General features: G+C 70.4%; 13 protein-coding genes and 4 pseudogenes. 6 read left to right on the plus strand and 11 right to left on the minus strand.

The window, feature by feature from the left end; genetic code table 11:
- On the minus strand, positions 1 to 626 hold a 626-nt coding region (locus tag ACIBU0_RS34695; RefSeq protein WP_398826675.1), incomplete at its 3' end, for a maltotransferase domain-containing protein.
- A gap of 70 nt (positions 627 to 696) precedes the next feature.
- A complete protein-coding gene (locus tag ACIBU0_RS34700) occupies positions 697 to 999 on the minus strand; it encodes a DUF5133 domain-containing protein (RefSeq protein WP_398826677.1) in 303 nt (100 codons plus the stop codon).
- A gap of 300 nt (positions 1,000 to 1,299) precedes the next feature.
- Here ACIBU0_RS34700 and ACIBU0_RS34705 point away from each other — a divergent pair, with 300 nt between their 5' ends.
- Positions 1,300 to 1,812 (plus strand): pep a2, encoded by a 513-nt coding sequence (locus ACIBU0_RS34705; RefSeq protein ID WP_398826679.1) that lies wholly within the window; start codon positions 1,300 to 1,302, stop codon positions 1,810 to 1,812.
- A 35-nt stretch (positions 1,813 to 1,847) separates the two neighbouring features.
- Positions 1,848 to 3,965: a glycogen debranching protein GlgX gene (gene glgX / locus ACIBU0_RS34710; RefSeq protein WP_398827101.1), complete on the plus strand. Its 2,118-nt coding sequence runs from the start codon at positions 1,848 to 1,850 to the stop codon at positions 3,963 to 3,965.
- Positions 3,966 to 4,059: 94 nt separating this feature from the next.
- On the opposite strand, the gene ACIBU0_RS34715 is transcribed toward glgX, so the two are convergent.
- Positions 4,060 to 4,863 carry a VOC family protein gene (locus ACIBU0_RS34715; RefSeq protein WP_398826681.1) on the minus strand — a complete coding sequence of 268 codons (804 nt, stop codon included), beginning with the start codon at positions 4,861 to 4,863 and terminating at the stop codon, positions 4,060 to 4,062.
- Between the two features lie 168 nt (positions 4,864 to 5,031).
- Here ACIBU0_RS34715 and ACIBU0_RS34720 point away from each other — a divergent pair, with 168 nt between their 5' ends.
- Positions 5,032 to 5,364: an ANTAR domain-containing protein gene (locus tag ACIBU0_RS34720; protein WP_398826682.1), complete on the plus strand. Its 333-nt coding sequence runs from the start codon at positions 5,032 to 5,034 to the stop codon at positions 5,362 to 5,364.
- Between the two features lie 30 nt (positions 5,365 to 5,394).
- On the opposite strand, the gene ACIBU0_RS34725 is transcribed toward ACIBU0_RS34720, so the two are convergent.
- The gene (locus ACIBU0_RS34725) at positions 5,395 to 6,189 is read right to left on the minus strand and encodes an RNA polymerase sigma factor SigF (RefSeq protein WP_398826684.1); all 795 of its coding nucleotides are present in this window, start codon (positions 6,187 to 6,189) and stop codon (positions 5,395 to 5,397) included.
- Between the two features lie 449 nt (positions 6,190 to 6,638).
- On the opposite strand from ACIBU0_RS34725, the gene ACIBU0_RS34730 reads away from it, so the two are divergent.
- The gene (locus tag ACIBU0_RS34730; RefSeq protein ID WP_398826686.1) at positions 6,639 to 7,160 is read left to right on the plus strand and encodes a hypothetical protein; all 522 of its coding nucleotides are present in this window, start codon (positions 6,639 to 6,641) and stop codon (positions 7,158 to 7,160) included.
- Between the two features lie 28 nt (positions 7,161 to 7,188).
- On the opposite strand, the gene hemC is transcribed toward ACIBU0_RS34730, so the two are convergent.
- Positions 7,189 to 8,124 carry a hydroxymethylbilane synthase gene (hemC, locus tag ACIBU0_RS34735; RefSeq protein WP_398826688.1) on the minus strand — a complete coding sequence of 312 codons (936 nt, stop codon included), beginning with the start codon at positions 8,122 to 8,124 and terminating at the stop codon, positions 7,189 to 7,191.
- 48 nt (positions 8,125 to 8,172) lie between these two features.
- Here hemC and ACIBU0_RS34740 point away from each other — a divergent pair.
- Positions 8,173 to 9,121 (plus strand): annotated as a pseudogene (locus ACIBU0_RS34740) (DUF5937 family protein).
- 18 nt (positions 9,122 to 9,139) lie between these two features.
- Here ACIBU0_RS34740 and ACIBU0_RS34745 read toward each other — a convergent pair.
- From ACIBU0_RS34745 to ACIBU0_RS34755, 3 genes are all read right to left on the minus strand, one after another.
- Positions 9,140 to 9,916 carry an NPP1 family protein gene (locus ACIBU0_RS34745; protein ID WP_398826689.1) on the minus strand — a complete coding sequence of 259 codons (777 nt, stop codon included), beginning with the start codon at positions 9,914 to 9,916 and terminating at the stop codon, positions 9,140 to 9,142.
- Between the two features lie 164 nt (positions 9,917 to 10,080).
- Positions 10,081 to 11,061 (minus strand): non-homologous end-joining DNA ligase, encoded by a 981-nt coding sequence (ligD, locus tag ACIBU0_RS34750; protein WP_398826691.1) that lies wholly within the window; start codon positions 11,059 to 11,061, stop codon positions 10,081 to 10,083.
- Between the two features lie 100 nt (positions 11,062 to 11,161).
- Positions 11,162 to 11,848 (minus strand): response regulator, encoded by a 687-nt coding sequence (locus ACIBU0_RS34755; RefSeq protein WP_398826693.1) that lies wholly within the window; start codon positions 11,846 to 11,848, stop codon positions 11,162 to 11,164.
- Positions 11,849 to 12,166: 318 nt separating this feature from the next.
- On the opposite strand from ACIBU0_RS34755, the gene ACIBU0_RS34760 reads away from it, so the two are divergent.
- Complete coding sequence (locus ACIBU0_RS34760) at positions 12,167 to 12,817, plus strand: TetR/AcrR family transcriptional regulator (RefSeq protein ID WP_398826695.1); 651 nt, start codon at positions 12,167 to 12,169, stop codon at positions 12,815 to 12,817.
- 50 nt (positions 12,818 to 12,867) lie between these two features.
- On the opposite strand, the pseudogene ACIBU0_RS34765 reads toward ACIBU0_RS34760, so the two are convergent.
- From ACIBU0_RS34765 to ACIBU0_RS34775, 3 pseudogenes are all read right to left on the minus strand, one after another.
- Positions 12,868 to 13,164: pseudogene (locus ACIBU0_RS34765) on the minus strand (EF-hand domain-containing protein); the annotation flags it as partial.
- Between the two features lie 608 nt (positions 13,165 to 13,772).
- Positions 13,773 to 14,081, minus strand: a pseudogene (locus ACIBU0_RS34770) (Tn3 family transposase); the annotation flags it as partial.
- Between the two features lie 681 nt (positions 14,082 to 14,762).
- Positions 14,763 to 14,936: pseudogene (locus ACIBU0_RS34775) on the minus strand (transposase); the annotation flags it as partial.
- Positions 14,937 to 14,965 lie beyond the last annotated feature (29 nt).

Raw genomic sequence — 14,965 nt, forward strand, 5'->3', positions numbered from 1 at the left:
CCGAACAGGGCCCGCTCCCGTTCCACCAGCAGCGGCAGCGGATCCGACGCGGTGACCAGGTCCCGCAGCGGATACCGCCCCAACACCGCATCCACGTTCGCAGCGAAGGCCGCCGCAAGCCGCGACTCGGGCGGGAGTGAGTCGTCCCGCAGCGCCTCCGCTGCGGCGAGCACGGTAGCCCGCCCGGCCTCGTCGGGCACCGCGGCGGCCGCACGCTCGTACAGCTCGCAGCCCTCCTCCAGGACCAGCCCGATGTCGATCCCGGCCGCGACCTTGATCCGAGCGGTGTGGCGCCAGGTGGCCACCGGATCGCTCCAGGCCTCCACATGGAACGTCCAGCGGCCCACCGAGGGCGGCGTCACCTTGGCGCCCCAGCGGTCGGTCCCCGGGGCCAGTTCGTGCATCGGCGTCCACGGGCCCGGGCGGCCGTCGGGATCGGTCAGCACGACATTGGCGGCCACGGCGTCATGGCCCTCACGGAACACGGTGGCGGTGACCTCGAAGGTCTCTCCGGCGACCGCCTTCGCCGGATACCGGCCGCACTCCACGGCCGGCTGAACGTCCCGTACCGGGATGCGGCCGATCGTCCCGGTCCTGGCCCGGGTCCTCGTCTTGGTCCTGCCCATGGTTCACCTCCACCGTGCTCGAGGCCGGGCACCAGGCCCGGCCGGGGATCCAAGCTGTGCCGGAAGGCGGCTACCTCCCGGCGAGGAAACGCCACCGCCGTGATCTCGACGGACTCTGCCGCGCGGTGGCGCGGACGGATGCCCGTTCGTCCTGCTCCCGGAGGTAGGCCGCCGGGGTGATGCGCAGATACCGCTCGGCCGCGTCCGCGGCCTCGCGCGCGCAGCGCTTGCCCATCAGCACGCACAGCGTGTAGCCGGCGTCCTCGAACGTGGCGCGCACCGCACGGTCGGCCGGGGCCGCGAGCATGGCGCGTTCCCAGGCCCGGTATCGCCGCAGTTGCCGGGCGACTTCGGCTTTGGCCGGTAGCAGCATGGCGCCGTTCACCTTCCGGGCTGCTCGATGACGCGTCTCCCGACCGTCGGGCGGAACCCGTGCGCGCACACGCACGGGTTCCGTTACGGGCATCGAGGTCTTCACACATGGTGCATGGTCGACGACGCAGCGTCCTGTTGGAGCTTCAACTACCTCAGGTGTCGTCTCCTGTTGCACGAACGGCGTACCGCACTCACCCTGGAGTGACTCAGAAGCGATCAGCGCTCACGCTCCGTGCTCGGGGACCCGTCCCGCAGGGGCGAGGAGAGCGGGAGCTTTCGCGGTGAGGAGGTAACGACGGTGAAGACCGCAGTGCCCTGCTACTACCACCTCGACGTGGAAGTGAGCCCCGAACGGGTGGGTCAGGTCAGCCGAATTCTGGCCGCTCACCTCAGGTACTGGGACCTGGAGACCCTTGTCGAGCCCGTCCGCCACGGCACCGAGATGCTGCTGCGGGCCATCGACGAGCACGCGACGGACAAGAACACATCGATCGAGATGTGGTGGAACGGCCAGCACCTCATCACCGCCATCGGTGACAACGACCGCGCCCTGCGCCCGGACCACGAGCTGCGCGCCTGCCTGCAGCACTTGGCCGCGATGAGCGACGGCTGGGGCTGCTGCGCCACCGAGACCGGCAGCAAGGTCATCTGGTTCTCGCAGCGCGCCCGCGCCGGCGAACGTGCCCCGCTGGTTCCGGCTGCGCCCGCCCCCAGCCTGCGCGAGGCGCTGCAGGTGCCCCGCGAGGTGCCCGTCACGGCCATCGCCGACGCGGCGGGCATCCGGGACGGCGCCCTGGAGGAGGCCCGGTGACGGCGAGACGGCGCCGCAAAGACGTCCGCACAGGGGTGCCCGCCTGGAGCGGGCACCCCTATCCGCTGGGCGCCGCCTTCGACGGACAGGGCACGAACTTCGCCCTGTTCAGCGAGGTCGCCGACCGCGTCGAGCTGGTCCTCGTCGACGACAAGGACCAGCACACCCCCATCCCGCTCACCGAGGTCGACGGCTTCGTCTGGCACGGCTATCTGCCCGGCGTCGGCCCGGGACAGCGCTACGGCTACCGGGTCCACGGCCCCTGGGCCCCGGACCTCGGCCACCGGTGCAATCCGGCCAAGCTGCTGCTCGACCCGTACAGCCGGGCCGTGGACGGCCAGGTGGACAACCACGCCTCCCTCTTCGAGCGCAGCCCCGGCGCCCCGTCCCCGGCCGACAGCGCCGGGCACACCATGCTCGGCGTGGTGACCGATCCGTCCTTCGACTGGGGCGACGACCGACCGCCCCGGCGGCCGTACGCCGACACCGTCATCTACGAGGCACACGTACGCGGCCTCACCCGCACCCACCCCGACGTCCCGCCCGACCTGCGCGGCACCTACGCCGGGCTCGCGCACCCCGCGGTCGTCGAGCACCTGACGTCCCTCGGGGTGACCGCCGTCGAGCTGATGCCGGTCCACCAGTACGTCCAGGACGGTGTCCTGCTCGACCGGGGTCTGTCCAACTACTGGGGCTACAACACGATCGGCTTCTTCGCACCCCACAACGCCTACGCCGCCCACGGCACCCGCGGTCAGCAGGTCGACGAGTTCAAGTCGATGGTGAAGGCGCTGCACGCGGCCGGCCTCGAAGTGATCCTGGACGTCGTCTACAACCACACCGCCGAGGGCAACGAGCGCGGCCCGACCCTCTCCTTCCGCGGCATCGACAACGCCTCCTACTACCGCCTCGTGGACGGTGACTGGGCGCACTACTACGACACCACCGGCACGGGCAACAGCCTGCTGATGCGCCATCCGTACGTGCTGCAGCTGATCATGGACTCACTGCGCTACTGGGTCACGGAGATGCACGTCGACGGCTTCCGCTTCGACCTCGCGGCCACGCTGGCCCGTCAGTTCCACGAGGTGGACCGGCTCTCGGCGTTCTTCGACCTGATCCAGCAGGACCCGGTGATCAGCAGGGTCAAGCTGATCGCCGAGCCGTGGGACGTGGGGGAGGGCGGCTACCAGGTCGGCAACTTCCCGCCGCTGTGGTCGGAGTGGAACGGCAAGTACCGGGACGCGGTACGGGACTTCTGGCGCGGCGAACCCGGCTCGCTCGGCGAGTTCGCCTCCCGGCTGACCGGCTCCTCCGACCTGTACGCGCACAGCCGGCGCCGGCCGCGCGCCAGCGTCAACTTCGTCACCGCGCACGACGGTTTCACCCTGCGCGATCTCGTCTCGTACAACGACAAGCACAACGAGGCCAACGGCGAGGGCAACCGCGACGGTGAGAGCCACAACCGGTCCTGGAACTGCGGCGCGGAGGGCGAGACCGACGACCCGGCCGTGCTGCGACTGCGCGCCCGGCAACAGCGCAACTTCCTGGTCACGCTGCTGCTGTCGCAGGGCATCCCCATGCTCTGCCACGGCGACGAACTCGGCCGCACCCAGCGCGGCAACAACAACGCCTACTGCCAGGACAACGAGATCTCCTGGATCGACTGGCACCTAACCGACGACCAGCGCGCCCTCGCCGACTTCACCCGCTACGTCATCGCTCTGCGCGCCGCCCATCCCGTCCTGCGCCGCCGCCGTTTCTTCCAGGGCGAAACACCGACTCACCCCGACCAGCCGCTGCCCGACCTGGTGTGGCTGCAACCGGACGGCCGCGAGATGACCGACGACGACTGGCACCGCTCCGACGCCCACTCCCTCGCCGTCTTCCTCAACGGCGACGCCATCGCCGAGCCCGACTGGTGCGGCCGGCCCGTCGTCGACGACTCCTTCCTGCTGCTGCTCAACGGCTACTGGGAGCCGGTGGAGTTCCGCCTGCCGGACGCCACGTACGGCGACCGCTGGACAACTTTGATCGACACGGCCGACCCGCAGGGCCCCCCGGACGAGACGGAACACAAGGCAAACACCGACGTCCTGGTGGAGCGCCGCAGCCTACGGCTCCTCTCGAGGCCCTCCCGGACAACGCCCTAAAGGGGCGCGGGGAACTGCGCGACAAGCCCCAACGGCGCCGCACCCGACGAACCACCCATAGCGGCACCCCCGTAGTCGCACCCCCACAAAACCCCTACCGCTCGCGACGCGAGGTCACAGTGAACTGCGCCCCATCAGGATCCCGCAACACTGCCTCGTCACTCCCCTTCGACAACACACTCCCCCCATGCAACTCCGCCGCCCGCGTACACTCCGCCACGTCCGCGACAGCGAAGTGCACCTGCCAGTGCGGCCGGATCGTCGGGTCCGGCGCAGCCTCCAGTGCCCCCGACTCGATGCGCGCCACGACATCCCCCCCACTGCGCAGCACGACCTCCCCGGCCTCGTACCGCACCTCGCAGCAGCCGGGCCGCTCCGACGCCCAGTCGAGGACCTCGCCGTAGAACATGGCGGCGTCGAAGGCGTCGCGGGTGTGGAGGCGGATGAAGGTCGGCGCGGCGCGGCGCCAGTTCTCCCAGTTGGACATGAGCTCCCCCTCCCAGATGCCGAACGTGGCGCCGTCCCGGTCGGCCAGCAGCGCCGCCCGCCCCGGCGGCAGGGAGAGCGGCCCGACGGCCGTGGTGCCGCCGCGCTCCTGCACCCGTGCCACGGCCTCGTCCGCACTGGGCACGGCGAAATACGGCGTCCAGGCCACCGCCATCTGCCACATGGAGGCGACCGCGGCGATCCCGGCCACCGGCACGCTCTCCGCCAGCGCCACCCAGAAGCGGTCACCCAGCTTGGCCGGCCGCCAGCGCCAGCCCAGTACGGCGGAGTAGAAGTCCTGGGTTGCCTCCAGGTCGCGGCTGGTCAGGCTCACCCAGCACGGTGCGCCGAACACGGAGTGTGTGGACACGACCTCGGCCGTGCCCCTGGAAGTTCTTGCGTCGTCGTTCATGGCAGTCGCGTCCTGGTCTCGCCCTACCGGCGGCCACCGGTCTGCTCCCAGTGTCCAGCCGGATCCGCTCCCGGGCCTGTCGAGTACCCCCGGCAGGGCGCCGAAACGGCCCGCGCCGGGTCTCGTCCTTCACTGGCACACGACCGGCAAAGAGACGAGGATGGAGGCGTGGCAGCGACACCGCATGAGCCGGCCGACGAGTCCGACCGGATCCTTGCGCTGGAAGAGGAAGTCGACCAGCTCAAGGAGGCCGTGGTCTCGCACGCGGTCGTGGACCAGGCGATCGGCATGATCGTGGCGCTCGGCCGCGTGGCGCCCGACCAGGGCTGGGCCGTGCTGAAGGACGTCTCCCAGCACACGAACATCAAGCTCCGCAACGTCGCGGAACTGATCCTCATCTGGGGTCGGGACGGAAGGATGCCGTCCGAAATCCGCGTCGAACTCGAAGAGGCCCTGGAGCGTTACGGCCCGACGCAGATTCCGGGATCGGCACAGGAGTGACTCATCCTTTCGGGTTCACCGGGCTCGGGTTCACCGGGCTTCGGCGAGCAGTTCCTCGCGCAGATGGGCGAAGCAGCCGCTGAGCAGCCGGGAGACATGCATCTGCGAGATGCCGAGCTGACTGGCGATGCGGCTCTGGGTCATCCCGCCGAAGAAGCGCAGGTAGAGGATCGTCCGCTCGCGCTCCGGAAGCCGTTGCAGACACGGCTTGACGGCCACGCGGTCGACGACCACGTCGTACGCCGGGTCAGGACCGCCGATCGCGTCCCCCAGCGCGTAACCGTCCGTGCCGGGCATCTCCGCCTCCAGCGACAGCGCGGAGAAGCACTCGAGTGCCTCCATCCCGGTGCGCACCTCGCTCTCGCTCAGATGCGCGTGCTCGGCGATCTCGGGAATGGTGGGCGGGCGCCCCGGGGTGCGCTGCGACAGCTCCTTCGCGGAGGTGCGTACCCGGTTGCGCAGGTCCTGGACGCGGCGCGGAACGTGCAGCGTCCACATGTGGTCGCGGAAGTGCCGCTTGATCTCCCCGGTGATGGTGGGCACCGCGTACGCCTCGAAGGCGTGGCCGCGTGCCGGGTCGTAGTGGTCGACGGCCTTCACCAGTCCCAGGGCGGCCACCTGGTACAGGTCTTCGAGGGACTCGCCCCGGCCCTTGAACCGGACCGCGATCCGCTCGGCCATGGGCAGCCAGGCCCGAACCAGATCGTCCCTGAGCGCCTTGCGTTCCGGCCCCTCGGGAAGTCCCACGAGCCGGTCGAACGCTTCGGCGGTGTCAGGGGCGTCGTCGTGCGGATGCTGCTTCGTTCTGGTGGTGGTGGCACTCATCTGGTGCGCACCTCCTCAGCAGGTGCTGGGCTGGACAGACACCGTGGGAGGCGCGGACTCGGACCTCATGGAGGACACCCAGGGGCCTTGATGGGGCCGGCTCCCACGGACGTGCCTCCTGTCCGAAGCACATATGGGTCTATTCCCGCTGAAACAGCATCCGAAACAGAATTCGTGAATGCGACTACGTGTTACCGCGGAATAACAGTGTGTTGGCCAGTGGGCGGGGTCCCTTCGCCGCCGGGCGGGCCGGCTCGCTGATCTTGGTCCGGAACGTGATGTGCGGCACGTGGGTGAACACGGCCGCCGGACCGGAAAGCGGATTCTTCCTGTCCACGGCTTGATCGGTGATCAAGGGGGCGAATGGGCTGGCCACAGCGCATTCTGCTCATTTGACGGTGCACTGAGCGCAAAGATAGAAAGCAGCTCTCTGGGTCGAGAGGTGGATTGTGTACGAGCCGAACGTGGTCGGGGACTGGCACGAGTACGACGAGCATGCCGGTCTGCGTGTCCGCGTCCACCGCCTGGAAGCCGCCGAGCCGCCGCGCGGACGGGACGACGCCGCCGAGGGGCTGACGTACTTCCGGCTGCGCGTCACCGTCGAGAACCGCGGCGAACGGCATCTTGGCATCCACCTCGAGGACGGCCAGATCGACGTGCGGATCGGCCGCGACGGCGAGGCGGCGTTCATCGACTGGCGCAACTCCCAGTTCATCGAGGGCTTCGACGTCTACCCGCTGCGCCGGGCCACTGCCGTCCTGTACGCCGCCGGCCCGGAGGAGAGCCTGAGCCAGGTCGACGTGCAGATCCAGCTGCGCGTCGAGGAGGAGTGGGCCGACCGCCGGCTGTGGACCGGCGGCCTCGGCCTGCAGGAGAGCGCCGCCGGTCCGCACGCCGTCACCCTGCGCGACGGCCTCGCGCGCCAGGTGAGCAACTTCCTGCGGGACCAGGCCGAAGAGGGCACCGCCTGACGCGCGAGCGTCCGCACGGCCAGGTGGCTCAGTGCGGGATGCCGTCGATGATCTCGCGGGCACCCTGACGCAGCAGCGCCACGGCGACCGACGTGCCGAGGGTGGCCGGATCCAGTCGGCCCGCCCATTCGTGGGCGTTGAGCCGCGTCTTGCCGTCCGGCGTGAACACGCAGGCCCGCAGGGACAGCTCGCCGCCGCGGTCCACGCGCGCGTACCCGGCGATCGGGCTGTTGCAGTGTCCCTGAAGGACGTGCAGGAACATGCGCTCGGCGGTGGCCTCCCGATAGGTGTCCGGGTCACCGAGGCCGCTCACCGCGTCGATGAGCGCGGTGTCGCCCTCCCGGACCTGCAGGGCGAGGATGCCCGCGCCGATCGGCGGCATCATCGTCTCGGGGGAGAGGACCTCGCTGATCACGTCACCGCGGCCGATGCGTTCCAGGCCGGACACCGCCAGCAGCAGCGCGTCCGCCTCACCGGCGGCGAGCTTCTCCAGCCGCCGGTTGGCGTTGCCGCGGAACGGCACGCACTCCAGATGCGCGTGGGTGGCGGCCAGCTGAGCGACCCGGCGCACCGAGGACGTCCCGATCCGGGTCCCGGCCGGCAGCTCGTCCAGCGTGAGCCCGTCGGGATGGACGAGGGCGTCCCGGATGTCGTCCCGCTTCAGGAACGCGGCGAACGTCGTCCCCGCGGGCAGTGGCCGGTCGGCCGGGATGTCCTTGAGGCAGTGCACGGCGAGATCGGCCTCGCCCGCCAGCAGAGCGGCGTCGACCTCCTTGGTGAACGCCCCCTTGCCCTCGACCTTGGACAGGTCGCCCATCCACTTGTCACCGGTCGTCTTCACCGGCACGACCTCGGTGCGCACACCGGGGTGCAGGACCGCCAACTCGGCGCGGACACGCTCCACTTGGGCGAGCGCCATCGGCGAGTCGCGGGAGACGATACGGATCAGTTCAGGGACGGACATGACGACACGATAGACCGTCACAACCCCGCGTCCGCACGGTACTGCCCCATTTCCGCCCCGCCCTTGCCGCCCGCCCCGTCCCTGACACCCGCGCCCATCGGCGCACGGGGATGGCTGCGCCGCATGCGGCGTACCGTCGCCGGACTCGACCTGGCACCGCTGTGGCTGTTCATCCCGCCGCCCGGCGGGTACACCCCGGACTTCCTCGGCGCGCCCCCGCAGGAGCCGTACCCCTCCTTCGACGACGAGCCGGCCCGCATGCGCGCCACCGACCCCACGCTGGCCCACGCGGAGATGACCCGCTCCCTGGCCTGCACCCCGGGCCTCGCCGAGTCGCCCCGGGGGGGGGGGGCGGGCCGCGCTCGACGATCCCGCTGCCACCGTCCGGCGCCTGGCCGACCTCACCGAACGGGCCTGGCATGCCCTGCTCGCCCCGGACTGGCCGCGCCACCGCGCCGTTCTCGAGGAGGACATCGCGCACCGCTCGCGGCAGGCGGCGGACGGCGGCCTCGACGCGCTGCTCACCGGCCTGCACCCGGCCGTCGACTGGGCCGGCCACACCCTCACCCTGCGCAGGTACGCCGATGTGGCGGCCGCTCAACGCCCCGACGGCAGAGGCGTGTTGCTGATGCCGAGCGTCTTCGTGTGGCCGGACGTCGTGAGCGGCTTCGCCCGGCCGTGGCAGCCGACGGTCATCTACCCGGCCCGCGGCATGGGCCGTCTGCACACCGCGTCGCAGGCACGGCCGCCGGAGGCGCTCGCCCGGCTGGTCGGCCGTCAGCGCGCGGCCGTCCTCGCGGGTCTCGGCAGCGCGTCGTCCACGACGGATCTGGCCCGCCGTCACGGCCTGGCGCCCTCGACCGTGTCGGCCCATCTCTCCGTCCTGCGGGAGGCGGGCCTGCTGGAGTCGGGGCGCCAGGGTCACTTTGTCCTGTACCGGCGAACGGCCCTGGGCGACGCCCTCGTCGAGGGGGACGCCGGCCCGGAGACCGAATGACATCGACCGCCCGCGGGATCAGGCGTTGGGGTCGAACGCGATGCCGGAGGGCTTCGCGGACGCCAGGTGGTTCGCGAAGTTGGCGTCCTTCAGGCCGAAGTTGGCGCTGCCGAAGTCGTACGCGACCAGCTTGTCGCGCACGCCCGACGGGTAGCCGTTCCAGCCGACCAGCGGCGGGTACTGCCAGGTGCCCTTGTGGTTCTCCGGCGGCTCGTCGTTCGAGCCCGCGAGGCGGAAGCAGTGCGTGCGGATGCCGTCCTTGTGGTACACGATCTTCGGGTGCGTGCCGTCGAAGCGCACCGAGGACGCGGCGCTGACGGTGAACGAGCCGTGGTTGGACGTCGAGACGTACTGCACCGCGTTGTTCTGCACCCACACCACGACGTGCTCCCAGTCGTGCCGGTGCCCGCCGATGCTGCTGCCCGCCACCGCCTGGTCCTTCTCGAAGTACAGGGCGTACATGTAGGCGCACCAGCCGTTGTTGCACTTGGAGCGCGAGTAGCCGTTGGTGTTGTCGAGGTCCGAGGCGTCACGGCAGTCGCCGCTGAGCGAACCGGTCGGCTTCAGACCGCCGTTGACGGTTCCGTCGGGCCCGATGGCGGGGGTGGAGTAGCAGCCGTCCGTGTCGTAGTCGTAGGCGGGCTGATACGTCTGCTCGGCCGCCTCGGCGTTGGCGGGCAGCGCCGCCGGCGGGGCGGCGAAGGCGGTGCTGGGGAAGGCGATGACGAGCGCGGCGGCACCGGCCGCACCGGTGATCCAGCGCCTGCGGTGCATGCGGGACGTCTGTGACGACACTGCGTCCTCCTCCTCGTTCGGGCGCAGCCCAACGGCTGTGGGGGGAAAGGCAGTTCAGCATCCTGGCTTTTCACTTCCGTGCCAAGAGCCACGGACGTACCGCTGGTAACGATCAGCGCAACAGTGGGGACCGACGCCGCGTCATACGTTCTCGTCGAGGCGCGTCATGCAGTGTCGTCGGGCAGGTCGGCCGCCGACGCCTCCGGCGGGACGTCCAGCCTCAGTCGCAGCCAGGACGGCTGGCGCAGCAGCCCGGAGCGGGTGCGGACGCTGTAGCGGACCTCTCCGACCAGCCGGGGCCGCACCCAGTGCGCGCCCGGCACCTGCGGGGCCGGGTCGAAGGGGCAGGTGTCCGTCTCGCACACCCGCAGCAGCTCGGCCAGTTGCATGCGCTCGGCCTCGCTCCAGCCGGTGCCCACACTGCCGATGTACCTCAGGCGTCCGGCCGCACGCTGACCGACCAGCACCGCGCCCGGCAGGCCCGTGAGGCGCCCCTTGCCGGGCAGCCAGCCCCCCACGATGACGTCCTCGCTGTGCATGTTGCGGATCTTGATCCAGGCACGGGAGCGCACCCCGGGTTCGTACACCGAGTCCAGCCGCTTGCAGACGAGCCCTTCCAGCCCGTGCTCGCGGGTCGCCTCCAGGGCCTCTGCGCCGTGGCCGACCACCGCGGCCGGTGTCGACCAGTACGGCCCCGTGAGGCCCAGCTCCTCCAACTGCCCGCGGCGCCGGGTGTAGGGCAGTGCGACGAGGGAGCGGCCCGCCAGGTGCATCACGTCGAACAGCACCAGGTGCACGGGCGTCCGGGCCGCCATCCGCGCGGCCCGTGCGGGTGCGTGCGCCAGACCCATACGGGACTGCAGCAGCTGGAAGTTCGCGCGCCCCTGCTCGTCCAGCACCAGGATCTCCCCGTCCAGGACGGCCGCGGTGGAGCCCAGCGCGTCACCCAGCGGACGCAGTTCGGGGTAGGCGGCCGTGATGTCCTCGCCGGAACGGGCCCGCAGCAGGAGGCTGCCGTCCCCTTCGAGATAGACCACCGCGCGCTGGCCGTCCTGCTTGGTCTCGTACGCCCAGCGCGCGTCCTGGGCGGCGGGCGGCAGGGTGCCGGTCGTGGCGAGCATGGGTGGGATCAGCGGCAGGCTCACGGGTCAGTTGTCGACGGGCCCGGCCCCCGCCACGCACGGTTGCCGCGGTTTTCCCCTGAACGGCGGCCGTGGTCTGTTCCGCCGACCGGCGGACGTGCCGTCAGTGGTCCTCCGGCGGCGGCACGGCCCGCACCAGCCCCGACTGATAGGCCATCACGACGAGTTGGGCGCGGTCGCGGGCGCCCAGCTTGGTCATGGCGCGGTGCACGTGGGTGCGCACGGTCAGCGGGCTGACGAAGAGCTTCCCGGCGATCTCCTCGTTGGAGTGGCCCTCGGCCACCCAGGCCATGACCTCCCGTTCGCGGGCGGTGAGAGCGGCCAGGGCCTCGGGCGCGGCCGACTGCGAGCTCTCGGCGGGGGAGGCCAGGAACCGGGTGATCAGCGTGCGGGTCGCGGTGGGGGAGAGCAAGGACTCGCCGGCGGCCACGGTCCGGATGCCGTCCAGCAGCACGTCCGCGGTGACGTCCTTGCCGAGGAAGCCGCTCGCCCCTGCCCGCAGTGCCTGCGCGACGTACTCGTCGATCTCGAACGTGGTGAGGATCAGCACGCGCACGGCCGCGAGGTCCGGGTCGGCGCAGAGGGCGGATGTGGCGGCCAGTCCGTCGGTGCCGGGCATGCGGATGTCCATCAGGACCAGGTCGGGGCGGTGGGCGCGGGCGAGGTCGACGGCCTCGGCGCCGTCGGTGGCCTCGCCGACCACCTCCATGTCCTCGCAGGAGTCGATCAGGATCCGGAAGGTGGCCCGCAGCAGGGCCTGGTCGTCGGCGAGGAGTACGCGGATGGTCATGGGCGGGGTTTTCTTCCGGTTCCGGGCGGGGGGACGGCGGCGGGGCCGGATACAGCATCCAGGGAACGGACCGATGCGTCGTCGTGCGTCTGCCGACACTCGCCGGTACTCGGATCGCAGTACACGCCACGGGCAAGGTCATCCCCGAGGGGGAGCGCGGTCGGTCGGCCTCTCGGGCGCCAGACGCACTGCCCCACCGTCGTCCGCATGCCCCCACTTCTTTCAATCAAGTGACTTAGATTGTAGGTGTGCAAACCCGCGGCGGCTCGAGGGGCTGGCCGCCGCGGTGATCCGCGAAGTCCCGGTGCGGTGGTGATCATGGCAGGCAGGACCCTGCGGGAAGAGCAGGTCAACGCGACCCGGGAGCTGCTCCTGACCGCGGCCGAGCGGCTCTTCGCCGAACACGGCGTGTACGCGGTGTCCAACCGGCAGGTCAGCGAGGCCGCGGGACAGGGCAACAACACGGCGGTCGGCTACCACTTCGGCACCAAGACCGATCTGGTCCGCGCCATCGTCCGCCGGCACGCCACGCGCATCGAGGAGATCCGCGCCCGCCTGGTCGCCGACCTGACGGACCCCGACGACGTGCGGGGCTGGGTGGACTGCCTGGTCCGCCCGGCTCTCGAACACCTCGCCGCACTCGGCAGCCCCACCTGGTACGCGCGGTTCTGCGCGCAGGTCGTCTCGGATCCGGCGCTGCACCGGATCATGGTCGAGGAGGCCCTCACCTCCCCGTCCCTCCAGCAGATCATCGACGGCCTGAACCGGTGCCTGCCCGACCTCCCGGCCGAGGTCCGCGCCGAACGCGGCGAGATGGTCCGGCACCTGATCGTCCACGTCGCCGCCGAGCGTGAACGTGCTCTCGCCGAGCACAGCCCCGCCCCGCGCCCGTCCTGGGACGCCGCCGCCACCGGCCTTGCAGACGCCGTGGTCGGCATGTGGCTGGCGCCCGTTACACCGGGACGCTGACGTCCCCCAATCGGGGGGTCTTCGCTGGTGCAGTATTCCTCGGTAGCGCGGCGGATCTCCTCGCGACTGAGGGTGCCGTCGCCGTCACTGTCGAGCTTGGCGAAGGCGACCGCGAGATCGGCAGGGCCGGCTCCGAGGGACTTCCCGTACATGGTCTGGAACTCGGCTTCGTTGATGAGGCCGTCACCGTCGGTGTCGCAGATGTCCATCCACGCACCGACGATCACGCTCAGGCGCTGCAGGATGCCCTCGCGGTCGTTGACGATGGCCTTGCGCATGCCGGCGATGAACTCGGCGCGGACCAGCTGCCCGTCGTGGTCGGCGTCCACGGTGGACAGGTCGTGCATCCACAACTGGGTGAAGGCCTCGGCGCAGCCGGGCGATCTTCGCGGCCTCCCCGGGCGGCTCGAAGGCGACGGCGAGCCGGTTGCCGAGAGCCAGGAGGTCCTCCTCTCGAAGGTTGCCGTCACCGTCCGCGTCCAGCATGGCGAAGGCGCGGGCCAACTTCTGGTCGAGGACTCCGGTAGCAGCGTTCATAGCTCTTCTTCTCTGTTATCACCCTTCGCGACGCAAAGATCCCCAGTGGTCTGCTTTGATACGGCTCTTGCGCAGCACACATCCGCGGACGTGCCCGGTTCTCCTCTGCGGGGAAAAGGCGTACAGCTCCCGCCGGAACCGACCGCGCAGACAGCTCCGCAGGGAAGAATTCATCACGCCTCTTCTTTCCCGATCTTGCCTCGGGTGGAAGACAGGTCTCGTCTTCGCAGAACGCAGGGTTCACATTTGCCTCACGGCTATGTGCCGAGGCTGTCTGGTGATCAGCATGCCTTGATCTTGATGTCGTCTGGAGGGCGTAAGCACTGGCGCTCGCCGTTTTCCCGATCATCACCAACATCACCCCCCGCGCCCATCCTGACCCTCAGCGGGGTATCGCCGGGATAGGCCCCCGACTGTTCAGGTTCACCCGGTTCCGCGCGATGCCTTCCAGCGGCCCGTACGACCCCGTCTTCACGCCGGGCATCGTCGCCCGCCAGAACCGCTGGTCAGCCAGGTCACGGAACCGTGGGCTGAAGTTGGACCCGAGGATCTTGAACAGGCCGAACACCATGTCGGAGTACGAGGCGTTGTCAGTGGCGACCATCTCCGGCTTCACCCCGCCGTCCAGGTTCAGCAGCGCGTCCAGGATGTGCAGCGAGTCGCGCGGCGTGCCGGGCACGACCATCTGCCCGATTCCGGCGACCTGGTCGTTCACAGCGCTCAGCCAGGGGCACGGGCCTTGGGGCAGCTCGCAGCGGGCATGCCCAGCTCGTCCTGGACGTGCACCGGGTCTGCTTTCGAAGTTCACCGACACGTCACCATGGCGCGTGCCTGGTTCCTGTCGCCTGATGCTCGCGCCGTGGCAGTCGCACGCAGCGGGTGCGGCCCGGCGAACATCAGGGACGAGTTCACAAAGGCGAGTGACACGAACACCAGCAGGAGTGCTACAGCTGAGCCGGTTTCCCTCCTGAGGTAACAGCCCGGTTGCGACGGCTGAGCCGACCGCTCATTCCGGTGAGCGCACCGACGACGGCAACGAGCCCTCCACTGTCCCTTGACCAAGGTGTCGCCCTGCCGAAAGGGACCCGGGGCCCGGTAGGACGAGCGGCGCGCGGAGGACGTCGCCACAGTCCCGGCGCCGCCCGCCGGTGACCCGGTCGACCTCAGCCTGGTTCGGTTCAGCTTCTGTGCCATCTCCAGCAGCGGGCATTCCCTCAAAGACCCAGGGTGCGTCTGACCGGCTTCGTCACGCACGCAGGCGACGGCACGTGGTAGTGACCGCATCAGACCCGGCCGGCAGCATTCCTACCGCCGTGGAGCATGCTGTCGACGCCTTCACGCACAGCACCAACACCTGCCTGTCTCAAGGACAGGCCGGGGGCACCGGTCTGCCCTTCCACTGCCACTACAGCGGACACGAAGCTGTGTTGGTGGCGGAATGGACGCTGACTGCGACCTGGCGGTTCCCCCGCCTCCCCACCGCTCCGCAGTACTGTCGAGCGTCCCCCGATCGACGCACCGGCCCGGGGCCCCACGGCGACTGGTTCACGCACTGCCGCAGCGCCTGCATGTTCCCGCTCGGCCGGCAATTCCGGGTCGCGGAGCGCGGGG

It is taken from the genome of Streptomyces sp. NPDC049627, from assembly GCF_044465645.1.
In the GTDB taxonomy this organism is placed as follows: Bacteria; Actinomycetota; Actinomycetes; order Streptomycetales; family Streptomycetaceae; genus Streptomyces.

What these genes read in the sequence shown, in the direction of transcription:
- ACIBU0_RS34755 (WP_398826693.1), bottom strand. Translation starts at nt 11,848, where the DNA reads ATGACCATCCGCGTACTCCTCGCCGACGACCAGGCCCTGCTGCGGGCC.
- ACIBU0_RS34760 (WP_398826695.1), top strand. Translation starts at nt 12,167, where the DNA reads ATGGCAGGCAGGACCCTGCGGGAAGAGCAGGTCAACGCGACCCGGGAG.
- ACIBU0_RS34700 (WP_398826677.1), bottom strand. Translation starts at nt 999, where the DNA reads ATGCTGCTACCGGCCAAAGCCGAAGTCGCCCGGCAACTGCGGCGATAC.
- hemC (WP_398826688.1), bottom strand. Translation starts at nt 8,124, where the DNA reads ATGTCCGTCCCTGAACTGATCCGTATCGTCTCCCGCGACTCGCCGATG.
- ACIBU0_RS34715 (WP_398826681.1), bottom strand. Translation starts at nt 4,863, where the DNA reads ATGAACGACGACGCAAGAACTTCCAGGGGCACGGCCGAGGTCGTGTCC.
- ACIBU0_RS34725 (WP_398826684.1), bottom strand. Translation starts at nt 6,189, where the DNA reads ATGAGTGCCACCACCACCAGAACGAAGCAGCATCCGCACGACGACGCC.